Here is an 18,565-nt window from a genome sequence, read left to right on the forward strand (position 1 = left end):
TCCCCTTCCGCATTTTCACGGATAATGACAAAATCTATGTCTTCCCCATTAGCCAACGGAGAAGTTACACCTTGCAGCAGTTTGACCGGACGGAAATTGATATACTGATTAAATTGCTTCCTAATCGGCATGATTAATTTCCATATAGTTACCTCGTCAGGAACACGCTGATCTCCGATTGCCCCAAATAAAATTGCATCATACTTTTTTAAAGTTTCCAGCCCATTCTTAGGCATGATTTCTCCATGCTGAAGATAATATTCACTATTCCAATGGAATGTCTCGAATTCCATCTGTAAAGTAGAATCTAGCTTTTTTAAAAGCTCTAATACTTTGGTTGTTTCATTTACGACTTCCGAACCAATTCCATCTCCAGGTAAAACAGCTATTCGATAACTTTTCATCTTTCCACCACTTCTTCCATTTCGAATATTTTCCCCGGATTTAAAATATTGTCTGGATCCAGAGATCTCTTAATCAATTTCATCATCGCTAATGAAGTAGCACGTTCCTCCTTGAGAAATTTCATCTTCCCAACTCCAATACCGTGCTCACCGGTACATGTTCCCCTATGCTCAAGGGCAAACGTAACGACTTTTTCATTCAATGCATGAAAACGTGCCATTTCATCTTTATCGTCTGTATTTAATCCAAATACTGCATGAAAGTTTCCATCCCCTACATGACCAAGAATGGCTCCATCCATCTCGTATTCTTCTAATAGTTTTCTTGTATAAGCAATAGAAAGCGCTAATTGCGAAATAGGAACACAGACATCTGTTGATACAAGCTTTCGATTTGGCTTACGTCCAACAATAGCTAGCGCAGCCTGATGGCGTGCTTCCCAAAGCTGTGCCCGTTTAATCGAATCATTCTCAAACTCAAAATCGGTTGCTCCCGAATCCTCCATTAATTCCTTAATAAAGGTAATTCCTTGTTTTGTTGCTTCTGCAGTGCCGTGATATTCTAAAAAAAGTGTTGGTGTTTCCTTAAAGTCAGTTCCCTTAAATTCATTAACCGCTTGAATCGTCGCGGCATCAACAAGCTCCATTTTTCCAATGCCTACGCCCGACTGGAGAACGACCTCGGCTGCCTTTCCTGCTTCTTCAACGGTCTCAAAGGATGCTTTCGCAACCACCGTCGCTTCTGGAATACCGGCAAGCTTTAACGTAATTTCAGTAAAAATGCCTAATGTCCCTTCTGAACCAATCAAAAGCTCAGTCAAATTATAGCCTGCAGATGATTTAATCGTTTCCCCGCCTGTTGAAATAAGGCTGCCATCTGCCATGACGACTTGAAGACCGAGGACATTATGCTTCATTGTGCCGAATTTTACCGCATTTGTCCCGCTGGCATTTGTGGCAGCCATTCCGCCAATTGTCGCATCTGCCCCCGGATCAATTGGAAAAAACAAACCGTATTTTTTCAAGTGCTTATTTAATTGCATTCGCGTCACACCAGGCTGAACCTTAACAACAAAATCATCTGGATAGACAGAAATCACCTCATTCATCAGGGTGAAATCCATGCTGATGCCGCCAAATACAGGCATTAGATGCCCTTCAATGCTGCTTCCTGCACCGAAAGGAATGATCGGTATTTTTTTTGTGGCCGCATATTTTACAATCTCCACAACCTCTTGCTCCGTTCTTGGAAAAACAACAATGTCCGGCTTTTTCCTTTCATGATAGTCTGTACCGCCACTATGATGCTCCAAAACTGTTTCATTTACACTTACACGCTCTGAGTCTTTCAAAATACGAAGCAAATCTTGATACATCTTTTTCACCTCTATTTATCTAGTAAAAACAAGCTGATCGACGGCATAAAGCTTAGAATCAGTACGTCTACAATCAAAATAATTAAAAATGGAACAATCGCACGGACGATGTGCTCAAGTCTGATCTTTGCTATATTGGAAGCAACAAATAAATTAATTCCAACCGGTGGTGTAATCATTCCGATGGCTAGATTAACAACCATGACAACGCCGAAATGAACGAGATCAATTCCAGCAGCAGATGCAATAGGAACTAGAATCGGTGCTAAAATGACAATTGCTGCTGATGTTTCAAGAAATGTCCCTACAATTAATAAGATTATATTCATGATAAGTAAGATCATAATGGCATTTGTTGTTATGCCAAGCATCGTATCTGTCATTTGCTGCGGAATTTGTTCCCTTGTTAAAATGAAGCCAAAAATCGATGCACACGAAATAATAAAAAGAATGACAGCGGATGTTACACCTGAAGAAATGAATATTTCAGGTAAATCCTTCCACTTTATCTCTTTATAAATAAAAAGACCGACAATTAATCCATATACAACAGCAACAACCGATCCTTCTGTAGGGGTAAAAATTCCGCCATATATCCCGCCAAGAATAATTATTGGCATGAGCAGCGCCAATATTGCATCCTTAAAGGAAATAGCAATTTCTTTGATAGAGCTTTTTTCTTCTTTTCCATAGCCTCTTTTACGGGAAATAATGTAGGCAACGATAATAAGAGAGATGCCCACAAATATCCCCGGCATAATGCCTGCAATAAAAAGATCGCCAATTGAAGCACCTGCGATAACCCCAAATAAAATTAATGGAACACTTGGTGGAATCATGACTCCAATTGTTCCTCCCGCTGCTTGGATGGCAGTCGAAAAACTCTTATCATAGCCCTTTTTCACCATCGCAGGAATGAGAATGCTCCCGACTGCAGCCGTTGTTGCTGCAGCAGAACCAGAGACAGCGGCAAAGAACATACATGTAACGATCGATACCATTGCCAAACCGCCATGCAAGTTTCCAACTAGAGAACCTGCAAAATTCATTAAACGCTTTGAAATACCGCCTGTCTCCATTAATTTCCCAGCAAGAATAAAGAATGGAACAGCCATTAATGTAAATGAATCGGTCGAATTAAACATTTTTTGAACAACTACCATTAATGGCACATTATCTTGAACCATTAAAACAATCATTGAGGCAAGTCCCAGTGCAACTGCTACAGGGATATTAATAAGAAAAAGAATGATAAGCACTCCAAATAATAACCATGCCATTATTGACTTGCCCCCCTTCTCCACTCAGCGACAGATACCTGAAGAAGATTAATAACAAATAGAACACTAGAAATAGGAATGACTGTATAGACAAGCCCCATTGGCAGTTGCAGAACAGGTGATGTTTGTGTCATACTGCGTCCAATAAATTCAAAGCTGTTTACGATAATTTGCCAAAAGAAAAAGAGAATTAAAGCAGTGGATAGAATGATAAAACCCTTCTTCATTGTGTTTCCTACTTTTTCATAAAGGAATTCAATGCTTGGGTGCGCCTTCATACTCATCCCGTAGCCTGTACCTAAAAAGGTGAGCCAAATAAGCAAATAACGGGATAATTCCTCTGTCCAAGCAAGCGGCTGATCTACTATAAATCTAAATATCACTTGTAAAAACACAGCAATAACCATGAGAAAAAAAAGAATAATAACTACCCATTTTACGGTCTTATTGATCGTATCAATAACATTTTTTACCACCATTCATTTCTCCTTATGATTAAAAAACTTGGGTTGTACAGGGAATTCCTGTGCTCGCCAAGTTATTTAATAAAATTATTTTGTATTTAAAATGGCGTCAATTTTTTCTTTTCCAAATTCTGATTCATATTTTTCATAGACCGGCTGGATGGCGTCACGGAAAGGTTTCACATCAACATCTTCAATAATTTCCATGCCTTGCTCTTTTAGAACCTTTAATGAATCTTCATCAGATTTCTTAATTAGTTCACGAATTTGGTCTCCTGACTTTTTCGCCTCATCACTTAAAACCTCCTGATATTCAGCAGGAAGCTTGTCCCATGTTGTTTTGCTGAACATAATAACGGCAGGAGAGTATAAATGACCGGTTAATGTCATATATTTTTGGTTTGCATCAAAAAGCTTGTACGTATCCGCAACGACGATTGGATTTTCCTGTCCGTCCACTACTCCTTGCTGAAGTGCTGTTAGAGCTTCTGTCCAAGCCATCGGAGTAGGTTTTGCACCAAGCGCATTAAAGGCATCCAGATGAATCGGATTTTCCTGTGTACGGATCTTAATTCCCTTTAGATCTTCAGGCTTTGTAATTGGGTGCTTCGCATTGGTAATATGGCGGAATCCATTCTCCCCCCATGCAAGTCCGATGATTCCAATGTTCTCCATTCCTTTTAATAGCTCTTGCCCAATTTCTCCATCTAAAACTTTATAGGCATGTTCCCTTGATTCAAATAAAAATGGCATGTCAACGATCCCGATTTCCGGATAAAAGTTGGCAATTGGTGCAGTGGATGATACAGACATATCTGCTGTTCCAAGTGTCAGCGCCTCTGTCAACTCGCGTTCAGCACCGAGCTGACTTAATGGGAATACTTCTATCTTCACTTTTCCATCTGTTCGCTCTTCTACGTTTTTAGCCATTTCTAGCAGTCCAATATGGTACGGATGATCCTCTGTTAACGAGTGTCCTGCCTTTAATGTGAACGTTTCTCCACTTGCCTTTTCACCCGAATTCTTGTCTGCGTCTCCGCCAGACTCCTTGCTCTTGCTGCAGCCAGCAAAAATTAACATCATAGCCACTAAAGCTACTAGCCAAAGCTGTTTCTTCTTCATGTATAATGCCCCCTATTATCTATAATTTTTAGAATATTGACATTATAACACCTTTTACGCTTTTATGTGCTAAAAATTGTCGATTTATTCGAAATAATTAGGACAGGGTTCCTGTCCCCTTGTCCCTCTGCAAGGACGGGACAGAGGGACAGGAACATTGTCCCTGAAAACAAAAAAGAAGCGATTATTTAAAACAGCTTCTTTCTGAACCGGTATGTAATGGGGGAATGTTCAATAACCATGTCATGATACTTCATTTTTGTTATAGATTTGATAGAACAGTTTTGTTATAATAAATGTAGAACAGAAGGGTGGGTGCAACGTGATTATTCGAGTTGAAGCTGAATCTGATATTCCCATTTACACACAATTGATCAATCAAATTATTGAATGCATTGCTAGAGGAGATATGCATTCAGGGGATTCTCTTCCTTCCGTTAGGACACTTGCCGCAGATCTTAGCGTAAATATGCATACTGTAAATAAAAGTTATCACGAGCTAGAAAAAAAGGGGATTATTCGGATAGCTCCTAAATCCGGAGCAGTTATTTCTTCTCCTAAAACTTTTGATCCCTCTAGCTTTCAAAGGCTTAGCACTGAATTTAGACCCTTAGTTGCAGAAGCGATTGTATTAGGAATGGAGAAAGAAGAAATTCACGAATTAGTTGAATTAATTATTTCCAATATAAAAGAAAGAAAATAGTTCAGAAATTCATTAACTTAAGGAGGTACTGTTTATGTCTTTAGCCATTTTTTTCATCATTATCCTCTTTCTCGCTGCTATACAGACTGCTATCCCATTTTTAACGAAACGAACTATTGTGTTTGGCGTTACGATCCCAGAAATATATATTAATGACGAGCAAATAGTATTTTATAAGAAAAAATACGCTATTTTCGTTTTTCTTATTTCAGTCATTGCTTTAGGAGCTTATTCAATATGGGCGATAACAAGTAAACCTACGGAGGAACTCATTGTTTTAGCAGGTACCGTTATCCAATTTAGTATTATTTTTATCAGTATGTCTCTATACTTCTATTTCCATGGGAAGGTCAAGCAATTAAAAAAATCACCAAAGTTTACAAAGAATTTAAAGCAAGTGCAGATAACGGATATAACCATGCGTTCTCAGGATTCCATGCTTCCTTCCTATGTATACTTCTTGCCTATCATAATTACTATTGGCATGATCGGCTATACTATCAGCCAATATTCTATACTTCCAGAACAAATTCCAACACATTGGGGGCCAAATGGTCAAGCAGATGCATTTACTGCCAAAACGCCGTTCTCTGTTATCACCCTTCCACTGGTTCTGCTAATTATGCAGATCATGTTTCTAGGTATGCATCTTGGAACAAAAAAGTCAGGGATCAAATTAAGTGCGACACATACAACTGCTTCCCGCAGCCGACAACTTACTTTAAGGAAGAATACGAGCTGGCTAATGTTTTTAACTAGTTTATTAATAACAATACTATTTAGTTTTTTACAATTTTCAACGATCCATCCGAATTTAATCTCAGATTTTGTTATGTTCCTTGTTCCAATTGTCTTTTTAATAGTGATTTTAGTTGGTACCATTATTTTTGCCTTAAAAGTAGGGCGATCTGACAAACAGCTACCTGCTGATATCGAAGGGGACATTACTGATTATGATGAAGATTCTTATTGGAAGGGTGGGCTGTTTTATTTTAATAAAAATGATCCATCCATCTTTGTGGAAAAACGATTTGGTGTCGGCTTGACACTTAATCTTGCAAATCCATTAGGATATCTTATTTTGATTCTGCCAATTATCATTATTTTGCTAATTTCATTTTTATAGTGAAATAGGAGGAAATTTCTGGTTCCTGTCTGGATCAGTCAGGCACATCTTTTTCTTATAAAAGGCTTTTACTTTATCTATAAAAGGCATCGATAACAATTATCCATGCCTTCGTCATTTAAATCCAAGGCCAATTATGTATATCCTATAATTGGCCTCTTTATCTTATATCTGCTTTTGTTCTACAGTTAGAACGAACATTTCCTTCCTCAGCTCAGATAAAAATTTGGACTTTATTGATCGGCCAACTTCATATGTGATATTCTATCGTATTGAGATGGTGCAGGTTGATTTTGCGGTTGCTTGTTCATTTGAATCATCATTTTGTTTGCGATGTTCATGCCCATCATCCCAGCCATATTGGAAAACTTCATTCCTTTGATTCTGCATTCCTAGATCACAGTCATTTTTCAAACCTCGAAACTATAAGGTTACCAGCCACTTAGCATTCACAAACAATATTTATCCTGCGATTTCTGCTGAGGTTAGTTCTCCATTAATGTTCCCACTTACGATGATTGAATGTCCCCAAAACATGTCTCCGTCAAAAAAGAATAGGTTAAAGTCACCATCTGGATATACACTTATGCTGTCTAGTTCCATAAGATTCATGAACATATCTTTTGTAATTTCTGAAATCTCTGCTTCTTCATTATCCTGCAGCCAATCATTTGCTAATTCGGTCAGTTCTTCTGCAGCGTATCTTCTAATTTTCATGTTCCATTCATTTTGATTGTTGAAAAGCTCATAGGCTGTTTCTAATGCAGCCTTCATTGTATTCTCCTCTTCATCCCAATCAAAATACAGATTGCCATCTTCACCAGCCCATGATATCTGCTTTTCAAAAGTCTTCACACTTTTATCAAGTTTAAACTCTCCTAATCCCTCATCTATGTAAAAAACCGGCTTTAACGAATCCTGCAAAATCATTTCCAACTCATCATCTTTATAAGCAGTCTCCAACACCTTAACAAGCATCATTGAATTTTCTGCCATTCGCACTAGTAATCTCACAACTGTATCCTTTTTCAAAATATTTTTCGATTGTTCCCATTCTTCATCATTCACTTGCCATTCCAACCGTAACTCTTCTAACTTTGTTTCATTAGATAATACATTTTTCCATGCAATTAATGGAATGGATGCATTCCACAGCTTAGCACCGCCTGCTCGTCCTGCCCCAATTCCTGAAGCCCCAGTCACAGCGGCAATTTCGATTACTTCTTCTATGAATCTATTCTCAAATCTATTTTTTTCTCGGGATATACTCATCTTCCTCACAATCCTTTCAAATTTATATTTGGTTACTAAAATATACCATTAGAACGATTCCCTAATTCTACTTAATTTAATAAAATCGTTATAACCGAATAAGATCCCATCCCTAAGTAACTATAAACTAACTAAAATTTTTACCTATGAACTTTTTAAAAATATCCTTATAATTACATTATACAAATAATTGGAAACAGGAGAATGATTTATGATCGTCCGAACAAAACCTTTAAAGGTAAGATTGAAAGCAACAAATAGCCCTCTAGAGGATTTTATAACTATAAATAAAAAAGAAGCCGTTTCAAAAGAGGTTCTTTTTGTAAGATATATTGGTATCCCTGAATCCATTGCACATTACACAGAAACGATTCTAAAAATTGATCAGCACCTGTCCACTAAACCTTATTTACGATTACAAGGGCTTGAGAGAATATCTAACAACAATGATATTAACAGACTAGCAAATGTTTGGGAAAATTGGCAAACAGTGGTTTCGCCTTCTGCAGGCAACTCAAATACTCTTTATCATGCAAATCTGTGTGCCCCATTACATAACGACACCCTTGAGTGGACAAAGAAGCTCACCTTTATGCAAATTCTTTCAATCTATACTCAAACCCATCCGAACACGAATCCAAGTTTAACAAAAAACTTCGTCATTAAATTTTTACATTGGATGGAACTCTATTTGCCAAAGCTATTTACCAATACAAGCATAACGCCGAAGGTCATGTTTATCGGCGATATTAAACAGCATGAATTATTATTTTTGTATTTCTTATCCAAGCTCGGCTGTGATATCTGTTATATGAATCCAAAAGAGGACATCACCCATTTGTACCCTGAAGCAGAAAAGTACTCCACACTATATAAGTGCAGTACATTCTCTTCAGATCCTATTAAGTTACCTGATTATTCACCTAAACCAACTGTAAATATTGCATCCATGCCTTCTAGGCCAAGTATCATCACCCAGCCCAAAATCGTTAATCCTGTACAACAGATTCGACACCGAGTACCGGATGCAGAGCTAAGTTATGAACAGCTGGCCGCCCTCTCAAATTCAGTTGTTATGATTAAAGTGTATGACAACGAAAATAAGGTTTTATGCTACGGTTCTGGTGTAGTTATTCATAGCAAAGGATACATTTTAACGAATTTACATGTGGTAGAAGGCGGGCATCTTTTTTCTGTGCTCTACGAAAATGAGACAGAAGAATATATCACAGATCATTTCATTAAATATCACCAGCAATTTGACTTGGCCATTATTAAGGTGGATAAACATTGTTCCCCTTTAATTGTAAAGACAGATGGTGAATTAGTTCGTGGTCAAAAAATTGTTGCCATCGGCAGCCCATTGGGATTATTTAATTCTGTCTCAGATGGAATTGTTTCTGGTTTTAGAGAGATTCATCATTTATCCATGATTCAATTTACCGCTCCAATTTCTAATGGAAGCTCTGGTGGGGCACTGCTTGATATGTTTGGAAGACTTGTCGGATTGATCACTGCAGGTTTTGATAGTGGGCAAAATCTGAATTTAGCCGTTCCTTCACAAAAAATATACTTATTTGCCCAAAATTTTATTGAACATACAAACTAAAGAAAGCTGCCAAAAATATTGGCAGCTTTCTTTGCTTATAGCAAAAAGGGGATATTTTCCTATCGGTACTAAGAAATTGTTTAAAAGTTAATACTTGTAAGAGAGTAAACCATACACCCTGTTCCAGCTCCTAAGGAATACTGCATGAGCTTTGCAGAAAATTGATTCTTCCATCTCTGAAATGTAAGATCCTCACTGATTTGTTCATCTATATTTTTCATCAAAGCAGCTTGTTTAAATGCTAATGTATATATTTGATTAAAGCCTGTAAGAAAGAGCCGAAAAAATCCCGTTCTTAGCACAAATAAGATCGAACTGATCAGTAATGCGATTACACCATAAAGAAAGATCTTATCATTCAATTGGAGTGAATGATTAGAAATAGCAGAAAGGAGAAAGCTGCTGCAAAAGGATAACAGTACTGAGTAAATATATGATCTCAACATATTTTAGTACCTCCTATTCAGCCACTCTTTTCACAAAACGTAAATCTGGATCTGCTAACGCATCAAGTCGTATGCCTTCCACTTTTTCACTAATCAGTACATTTTGTGCTGAAAATAATACAGGAATAATTGGCATCTCATCTAATAAGACACTTTCAGCCTCATGTAAAATTTCAAATCTCTTCTCAGCATCTTGCTCAATCACAGATTGACTGATGAGTTCATCATATTTCGCGCTGCTCCAATTTGTGAAATTCCCAGAGTTCTTTGATGTATATAAATCAAGCGAGCCAACTGGATCTAAGAAATTACCGCCCCAACCCATGCGAGCTATTTGGAAGTTCTTTTGTTTAAATGTATCAATATATGTCTTCCACTCTTGATTTTCAAGCTTGATTTCAACACCTAAATTTTCTTTAATCATTTCTTGAACAGCTTCGGCGATTTTTTTATGATTATCAGCTGTATTATATTTTATTGTGACTTCAGGCAGTTCCTTCCAGCCCTCTTCTTTTAAGCCTTCAGCTAATAGCTTTTTTGCTTCTTTCGGATCAAAGGAATAATATTTCGGTGCTTCATCTCTAAAGTCACTTCCAGATGGCGCTTCAGCTCCAAAAGGAACATAGCCGTAAGCTGGTGCCTCTCCACCCTTTGTTATATTCTTAGTAATCGCTTCACGATCGATTGCATATGAAAAGGCTTTTCTTATTTTACTATTAGAAACAGGCTTTTCATTCACATTAAAGGAGAATGTATACACGCTAAAGCTAGGAAAATTCACATACTCTTTACTGGATTTCTCTTGCTCTAATGAATCAAGTGGCAAGTAACGTATAAAATCCAGCTCGCCAGATTTATACATTTGATAAGCAGTTGTTGTATCTTCAATCATTTTAAAATTAATCGTATGAAGTGTAATATTTTCCGCGTTCCAGAAGGAATCGCTTTTTTGCAAGATAAGGTCTTCATTATGCTTCCAGCTTGAAACGGTATAGGCTCCATTTGTTACAATACCGTCAGCTTCTGCAGCCCAGTCCTTATTTCCTTCGACAACATTTTTATTTACTGGGAGATATGCATGCTCAAGAACGATTTTTGGGAAATAGCTAAGCGGGCTATTTAGTTCTACAACTAATGTTTGATCATCAGTCGTTGAGATCCCTACATCTTCAACGGAACCTTTTCCAGTATTGTACGCTTCTGCTCCTTTTATATAATAGAACGTAGATGGATCATACGCAGCGGTTTCTGGATTTAATACTCTCTTCCATGAATATTCAAAATCCTTTGCTGTTAACGGATCCCCATTTGACCATTTTGCACCATCTCGAATCGTAAATGTATATGTTTTTCCATCGTCCGAAACTTCAATTTTACTTGCAGCCCCTTCAACAACTTTCCCATCTTTATCGCGAGTATATAATCCTTCATATAGATGCTCTATAACCCAAAAAGATGTTGTATCTGAAGCAAGCGCAGGGTCAAGCGTATATGGCTCCCCTCCTAAATTCGTTGTAAGCTCTTGTTTAATGTCTTCTGCATTCTCTGATTTAGAGGAAGCTGCCTCTTCTTTTTTGTTTCCGCATCCTGCTAGTGCTGTGCTTATTAAAAATATGACTGCTATTAAAGTTAATAATTGTTTTTTCACGTTTATTGGTCCTCCTAGTCTATCATCCTATTTCTTTTTCATTTGGTTATTCATTACCTAGTTGGTAATTCACTCGTTCGCCAGCTCCTACTCGTACAGATGACAGGCGACCCAATGATCACTCTTAACCTCTTTCCATATTGGGGCAGCCTTTCCGCATATTGCCTCAGCTTTAGGGCAACGAGTCTGGAATGGACAGCCACTTGGCGGATTGAGCGGACTTGGCAATTCTCCTTTTAGTACAATGCGTTCTCTCACACCCTTCAGCTTTGGTGAAGACGCAGGAATCGCAGAGAGAAGGGCATGTGTATATGGGTGCAGCGGTTCTCTAAAGAGTTCTTCACTAGCAGCGATTTCCATCATTTTCCCTAAATACATTACGCCAATTCGGTCGCTAATATGTTTTACCATGGCCAAATCATGAGCAATAAATAAATAGGTTAATTGTTTTTCCTGCTGTAAATCTTCTAACAAATTTACAATCTGGGCTTGAATCGAAACGTCCAGTGCGGAGATTGGCTCATCAGCAACAATGAAGGTTGGATCAACCGCAAGAGCTCTTGCAATCCCAATTCTTTGCCTCTGTCCGCCGCTGAATTCATGAGGATATCTTCTCGCATGCCCAGGATTCAGCCCTACTTTTTCAAGGAGCTGATAGACCTTTTCTCTCTTCTCTTTTCCTTTTGCTAACCCATATGCTTCAATGCCTTCAGCAATAATTTCTCCAACCCGCATTCGCGGATTAAGTGAAGCATGGGGGTCTTGAAAAATCATTTGCATATTGCGATTCCACTCGCGTTTTTTTTGATTATCAAGCTGTGTTAAATTCTCGCCATTAAACACCACCTTTCCAGCTGTTGGTTTATATAGACTGCTAATCGTTCTGCCCAGCGTAGATTTGCCGCTGCCGCTTTCACCAACTAGACCAAAGGTTTCGCCCTTCTGAATGGAAAAGGTAATCCCATCAACAGATTTAATAACCTGCTTAGGCCCAGCTTTAAAATGCTTTTTCACATCATCAATCTCTAATATGTAATCAGACATGCAGCTCCCCCCTTTCTGTATGAATGCTTTTTCCTGCTGCCGCTCGCGCATCATTGAGCCAGCACATGGAATAGTGCTGTTCAGAAAAATATTGATTATCTGGGAGCTGTTCAATACAAATATTCATTGCATATGGACACCTCGCCGCAAATGGGCAGCCCTTTGGCGGATTAAAAAGATCAGGTGGGGAACCTTCGATCGGAATTAGTCTGCCACTGTTTTTCTCGTCAAGTTTTGGAATAGATTGCAGCAATCCCCAAGTATAAGGGTGTTTTGGGTTTTCAAATAGTTCCTCCACCGTCGCGCTTTCAACAATTATTCCTGCATACATCACAGCCACTCTGTCTGCTATCTCAGCTACCACACCGAGATCATGTGTAATCATTAAAATAGAAGAATGACGTTCATTCTGTAGGTCCTTTAACAAATCGAGAATTTGCGATTGAATCGTCACATCCAGTGCAGTAGTCGGTTCATCAGCAACAATTAACTTTGGATTGCATGCAAGTGCAATGGCAATAATCACCCGCTGTCTCATACCTCCACTAAACTCATGCGGATACTGTGAATAACGGCGAGACGGATCCGGAATCCCGACTAATTTCAGGAGTTCTATCGTTTTTTCTTTTGCCCTCTGTTTGGTTAACTTTTGATGCCTTACCATTCCCTCTTCAATTTGTTTGCCAATCTTCATCGTCGGATTGAGCGAAGTCATTGGGTCTTGGAAAATCATCCCCATCTCTTTTCCTCTTACATGCTGAAGTTCTTTTTTTGATAGCTTTGTCACTTCCTTTCCATTGAATAGAATCTTCCCATTCTTCACATTTCCATGAGGCTTTGGCAGCATCCCCATAATTGCTTGTGCAGTGACACTCTTCCCACAGCCGCTTTCACCTACTACAGCAAGTGTCTCTCCTTTCTTCAAATACAAGGAAGCCCCCCTTACTGCATGAACCTCACCGCCATGGGTTTGAAACGTAACGTGCAAATTATTGATTTCAAGCAGATGATCCATAAGCCAACCTCCTTAATTTTTCGAGCGCGGATCAAGCGCATCCTGTAATCCATCCCCAAAAGCATTAAAGGCAAACATGGTTAAGGAAATCATCAAACCAGGGAAAAACAGCCTCCACCAATACCCATTTAAAATGACACCTAATGAATCATTTGCCATTGTTCCCCAGCTTGCCATCGGCGACTGAACACCTAAGCCAAGAAAACTTAAAAAGGATTCAGCAAAGATTGCCTGAGGAATGGTAAAAGTCAGATTAACAATTATGATCCCAAGCATATTCGGAAGCAAATGTTTAATAATAATTTTCGGATGGGATGTACCTAATTTTTCAGCAGCAAGGACATATTCCTGCTCTTTCAATTGGAGAATCTGACCACGGACAATTCGTGCCATGCCAACCCACCCCGTTATCGACAAAGCAATAATCATCGTTAAAAGCCCAGGCTTCATAATAACCAATAACAAAATAACTACCAATAAGTATGGGATTCCGTATAAAACTTCGACCACCCTCATCAAAAAGGAATCAATCCGGTCCCCAATTTTTCCTCTCCCCGCCATATACCCTGAGATTCCACCGACAAGGACGCCAATAACCAGATCAATAGCTGCTGCAACAAACCCAATCGTTAATGAGATTCTTGCCCCCGCCCAAGTTCTAGCCCACATATCACGTCCTAGATCATCCGTGCCAAACCAATGCTCCCTTGACAAAGGTAAATTCCCAGTTGTTAACGACTGCTTTGTCGGACTATGGGGCACAATATGCGGTCCAATAATAGCAAGCAGAACGATTAAAAATAAAAGGATAAAGCCAAACATAGCTAGTTTGTTTTTTACGATCTTCAGTAGTACATCCTTCCAAAAATGTGTACTTGGCCTGATTTGTTCATGCTGATGAATGTTCCTAATATCTAAAGGCTGGAATTTCACATCTTCCTTCAGTAATACCTGATTCATCTTTATTCACCACCACTCGATAATTTAATTCTTGGATCAATCAAACGATATAGAATATCAATCAAAAATAACGTAATGATTAAGATCATACTGTAAAAAATAGTTGTACCGAGAATCACAGGATAATCACGATTAAAAATGCTGTCTACGAAATACTTTCCGATCCCAGGGATTGCAAATATTTTTTCGATAACAAACGTCCCTGTGATCACTGCTGCAAAAAGTGGGCCGATAAATGAAATAACAGGAATGAGTGCATTTCGGATCCCATGCTTTACAACAACTGAAAATGTTGACAGCCCTTTTGCCTCCGCTGTTTTTATATAATTTTGATTCATGACTTCGATCATGCTTGCTCGAACAAATCGGGCGATAATTGCAATTGGACCAACTGCAAGCACAGCGGAAGGCAAAATCGTATGCTTCCAAGTCCCCCAGGCAGCTACAGGGAAAATCCCCCATTCCACCCCAAAATACTTAATTAATAGCGGTGCCAATATAAAACTTGGAACTGAGATCCCAATAATTGCGATAAACATGGAAACGTAATCAATCCAGCGGTTATGATTGAGTGCTGCGACTACCCCAAGCGTAATTCCTATTGAGATTGCCAGAATAAGAGACTGAATTCCTAACAATGCGGATGGACCAAAGCCTTCTACAATTAATGTGTTCACATCCCTTGTCTTTGACTGGATCGAAGGGCCTAAATCAAATTGAATAAGCTGTTTTAGATAGAGAAAATATTGTACTGATAACGGTTCATCTAAATGGTAAGCAGCTCTCATATTCTTCAATACTTCTTCAGGAAGTGTTTTGGCATCTGTAGCAAAAGGGTCGCCAGGTATCAAATGCATAATTAAAAATGTAAGCGTAATAATGATCCATAGCGTCACGATCATTGTGAATATACGTTTAAGAACATACATTTTCTTTTCCTCCTTTTTCATTTTCTAGTATTCATGTAAAATTAATCGGATTTAAATTTATATCAACCTCCTTGATGCCAATGAATCTCTATGAAAGTTTAGTAAATAAAAAACCTCTCAACATAGATAAGTTGAGAGGTTTAAATCACCTGCACTCCTCTTATCTACCAGGACAAACCTGATGGAATTGGCACAGTATTCCAATTACGGAACCCGCTGCCGAGGTTTCATAGGGCCATATCCCTCCACCTCTCTGGATAAGAAACGTATTTAATTTTGGAAGAGAGCATTCTCTTAAAGAATAAGACTATCGTTAGGATTCTATTTCAGTAATCGCTAAAAGACGCGAAACAATTACGATCATTAATAAAAAAATCTCTTCTGCAAAATAAGAAGAGATTAGAAATTTTGACTCACTCTTCTTATCTATCAGGATTTGGCACAGTATTCATTCAAATAGAATCCGCTGCCGAGGTTTCATAGGGCCTTGTCCCTCCACCTCTCTGGATAAGAAACCAATTATTTACTTATAAAAGATACAATAATCTGTCTCAAATGGAAAGTCAATTTAAAAAAATATTCCTAATTTACCAACAAATGATTTAATCATGTGTTCTCCGCTATCTTCCTTGGCTTTTCTATTTTTTAGAACCATTTAGGACCTTCTGCTTTTAATACCAATTATTCTTCTATACATCCCATTTAGCATGATCGGAGAATCCGTTTGTATCGATAAACTTTTTGAGAAAGGTTTGGACAATGACTCAAACTTTAATCCTATATCCGTACCTAACAGGGAGATTAGCGGTCTTGCAGCCTTTTTAAAAAAGGGCAATTTTTCGTTTGCCGGGACAAATTTATCAAAGATTACTATTTTTCCTTCCTGTTTTACTACTCTAATCATCTCTTCCATACACTTTTGCGGATTCGGAACAACAGAAAGAAGTAAACTCGCTATTACGATATCAAACGTTTCATCAGGAAATGCCAGCTCCTGTGCATCCATTTGCAGGAATGTAATATCTGTTTGGTTAAACTTTTCCTTTGCCTTCTTAAGCATGTCATCAGAGAGATCAATTGCTGTTATGGCAATATCATGATGAGGAATGTACTCTAAATCCGCTCCTGTTCCACAGCCTACGAAGAGAACTCGATCCCCTTGAGAGAATTCTATGTCTTTAAATACATCTCTTCGTGCTTTAGAAAAAATCCCCTTATTGAAAAATTGATCATAAAATGGTGACCATGCTTTATAAATCAGTTGATTCCATCTGCTATTCATATTCATAACTCCTTATTAGAAATGAGCTTAGTTCTATCATAATCTAAATAATTCCTTTTTTGATACTATTTAGTTAAAATAGCAATAAAAAATGGAGCACCTCTCGGGCGCTCCATTTTTTTACTATCCTTCCCGTCTAATTTGGAATAGAAAAGCTGCGACGGTGGATGAACGATTATGCTTCCTTAAGTCTTCCAGCAACCGCAGCCATTTCACTAGCTGCAATATAACCAAACACCATTGCTGGTCCTATCGTTGCACCAGGCCCTGGATACGTTTCTCCCATCACTGAAGCAGCACAATTGCCAGTTGCATACAGTCCCTGGATCGGCTGCCCGTTTTCCTGCAGGACCCTCGCCAATTCATCCGTGACTAAACCGCCTTTTGTCCCTATATCTCCAGGATAAATCGGAATCGCATAAAAAGGTGCTTTTTCTAATGGAGCCAGATTAGGATTTTTCAATGTTGGATCCCCGTAGTAGCGATCATAAGCACTTTCTCCACGATTGAAGTCTTGATCATGACCGTTAACGGCAAATGCATTAAAGCGTTTGACTGTTTCCGCAAGTTTATTCGGTGGAATCCCGATTTCTTTCGCTAATTCTTCTGGTGTTTGTCCAAGTTTTAAATATCCTGTTTCAACCCAAGTTTTTGGAAATGATTGACCAGGCATGATGCCAAAGACAAGATATCGCTTTTTTACGGTTTGATCAAATATCATCCAGGAAGGAACCGTTGTTGCCTCTGATCGGTTATTGGCATACATTTTATCAACAAATTCGTGATAAGGGACGGATTCATTTAAATAGCGATCCCCTTCACTGTTCACAATAATTAGACCAGGCGTAGCGCGCTCAGCAACAGGCATAAATGCTGGAGAACCAGGCGGAATAGAAGTTGGTGTCCCCCAAACCTTATCCATTAAATCCAATTTTGCACCTAATTTTTGGCTCGCTTCAATGACATCACCTGTTTGTCCTTCAGATGATAAAGTCCAATCTGTATTCGATGGCTGTGGCAGGTATTTATCCCGCAGTTTACGATTGTGTGAAAAACCTCCCGAGGCAAAGATAACCCCATGTCTTGCTTCGATATTCATTTTCTTTCCGTTTTGTTCAACGACAATGCCTGACACACGATTATTTTCAAAAACAAGATCATGAAATGGCGTCGACAGCCAAACCTCCCCGCCCGCTTCCTTTAGGGAAGCATATAACCGTGCAACAAGTGCCTCTCCAAGAGTGGCAGGTTTATATGAACTAAGCTTCGTACGAATGAGACGCATGCCTACTTTCATTGAGGTTGTTTTACCAATCCATGTTCTTGTAATCATGTTCACTTTATGAAATTCACTAGACTTCAGCACCATTCCTTTCGTTGGCAGTCCAGCTTTTCGCAAATGCTTTCCGTCATTTCCTAATTTATTGAGATCAAACAATTGTGCTTCCATTGCCCGCCCATTCGGATTTCCGCCGGGAAGCTCCGGATAATAATCAGAATATCCCGGTGTATATTCCCATCTGACATGTTCTGTATTTTCGTGGAGGTATTTTATCATCTCCGGACCTCTTTTTAAGTAAGCATCCTTTAAGGATCTAGGTACACGATTACCTATGGTTGCATCCAAATAAGCGCTTACTTGCTCATAAGAGTCCGCTACCCCTGCTTCTTCAAGATAAAGGTTATTGGGCACCCATACCGTGCCGCCAGATTTTGATGTTGAACCACCAAAAAGCTCCGTTTTTTCTACAACAATCACAGAGAGGCCACGCAACCTGGCTGTTAATGCTGCGGTTAATCCACCTGCTCCTGACCCAACGACTACAACATCAAAACTGGAATCCCACTTTTTACTCAATTGTACAATCCTCCCCTACAAAATTAT

18 protein-coding genes and 2 riboswitches are annotated in these 18,565 nt (G+C 38.7%); of the genes, 3 read left to right on the top strand and 15 right to left on the bottom strand.

Going from position 1 to position 18,565, the window contains the following annotated elements; all coding sequences use genetic code 11:
* The 5 genes from RUH74_RS11000 to RUH74_RS11020 all read right to left on the bottom strand — a co-directional run.
* The coding region (locus RUH74_RS11000) for an isocitrate/isopropylmalate family dehydrogenase (RefSeq protein WP_313800352.1) at nt 1-404 on the bottom strand (404 nt) is incomplete at its 3' end.
* Nucleotides 401-1,780: an FAD-binding oxidoreductase gene (locus RUH74_RS11005; protein ID WP_313800353.1), complete on the bottom strand. Its 1,380-nt coding sequence runs from the start codon at nt 1,778-1,780 to the stop codon at nt 401-403. The genes RUH74_RS11005 and RUH74_RS11000, both read right to left, overlap by 4 nt.
* An 11-nt stretch (nt 1,781-1,791) precedes the next feature.
* Complete coding sequence (locus RUH74_RS11010; protein WP_313800354.1) at nt 1,792-3,060, bottom strand: TRAP transporter large permease; 1,269 nt, start codon at nt 3,058-3,060, stop codon at nt 1,792-1,794.
* Nucleotides 3,060-3,539, bottom strand: coding sequence for a TRAP transporter small permease (locus RUH74_RS11015; RefSeq protein WP_313800355.1), 480 nt, complete (start codon nt 3,537-3,539; stop codon nt 3,060-3,062). Before RUH74_RS11015 ends, RUH74_RS11010 begins: the two co-directional genes overlap by 1 nt.
* A 72-nt stretch (nt 3,540-3,611) precedes the next feature.
* Nucleotides 3,612-4,646, bottom strand: a complete 1,035-nt coding sequence (locus tag RUH74_RS11020) for a TRAP transporter substrate-binding protein (RefSeq protein ID WP_313800356.1) — start codon at nt 4,644-4,646, stop codon at nt 3,612-3,614.
* Between the two features lie 322 nt (nt 4,647-4,968).
* On the opposite strand from RUH74_RS11020, the gene RUH74_RS11025 reads away from it, so the two are divergent.
* Nucleotides 4,969-5,349 (top strand): GntR family transcriptional regulator, encoded by a 381-nt coding sequence (locus RUH74_RS11025; RefSeq protein ID WP_313800357.1) that lies wholly within the window; start codon nt 4,969-4,971, stop codon nt 5,347-5,349.
* Between the two features lie 34 nt (nt 5,350-5,383).
* Entirely contained in the window at nt 5,384-6,475 is a 1,092-nt protein-coding gene (locus tag RUH74_RS11030) for a DUF1648 domain-containing protein (RefSeq protein ID WP_313800358.1), read from the top strand.
* 233 nt (nt 6,476-6,708) lie between these two features.
* Here RUH74_RS11030 and RUH74_RS11035 read toward each other — a convergent pair whose 3' ends face one another.
* Nucleotides 6,709-6,849 carry a hypothetical protein gene (locus RUH74_RS11035; RefSeq protein ID WP_313800359.1) on the bottom strand — a complete coding sequence of 47 codons (141 nt, stop codon included), beginning with the start codon at nt 6,847-6,849 and terminating at the stop codon, nt 6,709-6,711.
* 88 nt (nt 6,850-6,937) lie between these two features.
* Nucleotides 6,938-7,747, bottom strand: coding sequence for a DUF2262 domain-containing protein (locus tag RUH74_RS11040; RefSeq protein WP_313800360.1), 810 nt, complete (start codon nt 7,745-7,747; stop codon nt 6,938-6,940).
* Nucleotides 7,748-7,958: 211 nt separating this feature from the next.
* Between RUH74_RS11040 and RUH74_RS11045 the strand changes: the two genes are divergently transcribed.
* Nucleotides 7,959-9,356 (top strand): YceG family protein, encoded by a 1,398-nt coding sequence (locus RUH74_RS11045; RefSeq protein ID WP_313800361.1) that lies wholly within the window; start codon nt 7,959-7,961, stop codon nt 9,354-9,356.
* 80 nt (nt 9,357-9,436) lie between these two features.
* On the opposite strand, the gene RUH74_RS11050 is transcribed toward RUH74_RS11045, so the two are convergent.
* The 8 genes from RUH74_RS11050 to RUH74_RS11085 form a co-directional block, all read right to left on the bottom strand.
* A complete protein-coding gene (locus tag RUH74_RS11050) occupies nt 9,437-9,802 on the bottom strand; it encodes a DUF3899 domain-containing protein (protein WP_313800362.1) in 366 nt (121 codons plus the stop codon).
* Nucleotides 9,803-9,815: 13 nt separating this feature from the next.
* Entirely contained in the window at nt 9,816-11,450 is a 1,635-nt protein-coding gene (locus RUH74_RS11055) for a peptide ABC transporter substrate-binding protein (RefSeq protein ID WP_313800363.1), read from the bottom strand.
* An 87-nt stretch (nt 11,451-11,537) separates the two neighbouring features.
* A complete protein-coding gene (locus RUH74_RS11060; RefSeq protein WP_313800364.1) occupies nt 11,538-12,494 on the bottom strand; it encodes an ABC transporter ATP-binding protein in 957 nt (318 codons plus the stop codon).
* Nucleotides 12,487-13,509, bottom strand: a complete 1,023-nt coding sequence (locus tag RUH74_RS11065; protein ID WP_313800365.1) for an ABC transporter ATP-binding protein — start codon at nt 13,507-13,509, stop codon at nt 12,487-12,489. Before RUH74_RS11065 ends, RUH74_RS11060 begins: the two co-directional genes overlap by 8 nt.
* Before the next feature lie 12 nt (nt 13,510-13,521).
* Entirely contained in the window at nt 13,522-14,469 is a 948-nt protein-coding gene (locus RUH74_RS11070; protein WP_313800366.1) for an ABC transporter permease, read from the bottom strand.
* Nucleotides 14,470-14,471: 2 nt separating this feature from the next.
* Complete coding sequence (locus RUH74_RS11075) at nt 14,472-15,398, bottom strand: ABC transporter permease (RefSeq protein WP_313800367.1); 927 nt, start codon at nt 15,396-15,398, stop codon at nt 14,472-14,474.
* Between the two features lie 157 nt (nt 15,399-15,555).
* Nucleotides 15,556-15,662, bottom strand: a riboswitch (SAM riboswitch).
* A gap of 155 nt (nt 15,663-15,817) precedes the next feature.
* Nucleotides 15,818-15,912, bottom strand: a riboswitch (SAM riboswitch).
* 141 nt (nt 15,913-16,053) lie between these two features.
* Nucleotides 16,054-16,680 (bottom strand): class I SAM-dependent methyltransferase, encoded by a 627-nt coding sequence (locus RUH74_RS11080; protein WP_313800368.1) that lies wholly within the window; start codon nt 16,678-16,680, stop codon nt 16,054-16,056.
* Nucleotides 16,681-16,855: 175 nt separating this feature from the next.
* The gene (locus tag RUH74_RS11085) at nt 16,856-18,538 is read right to left on the bottom strand and encodes an FAD-dependent oxidoreductase (protein ID WP_313800369.1); all 1,683 of its coding nucleotides are present in this window, start codon (nt 18,536-18,538) and stop codon (nt 16,856-16,858) included.
* Nucleotides 18,539-18,565: the final 27 nt, after the last annotated feature.

Origin of the sequence: Cytobacillus sp. (assembly GCF_032154635.1) — a bacterium.
Classification (GTDB): domain Bacteria; phylum Bacillota; class Bacilli; order Bacillales; family Cytobacillaceae; genus Cytobacillus.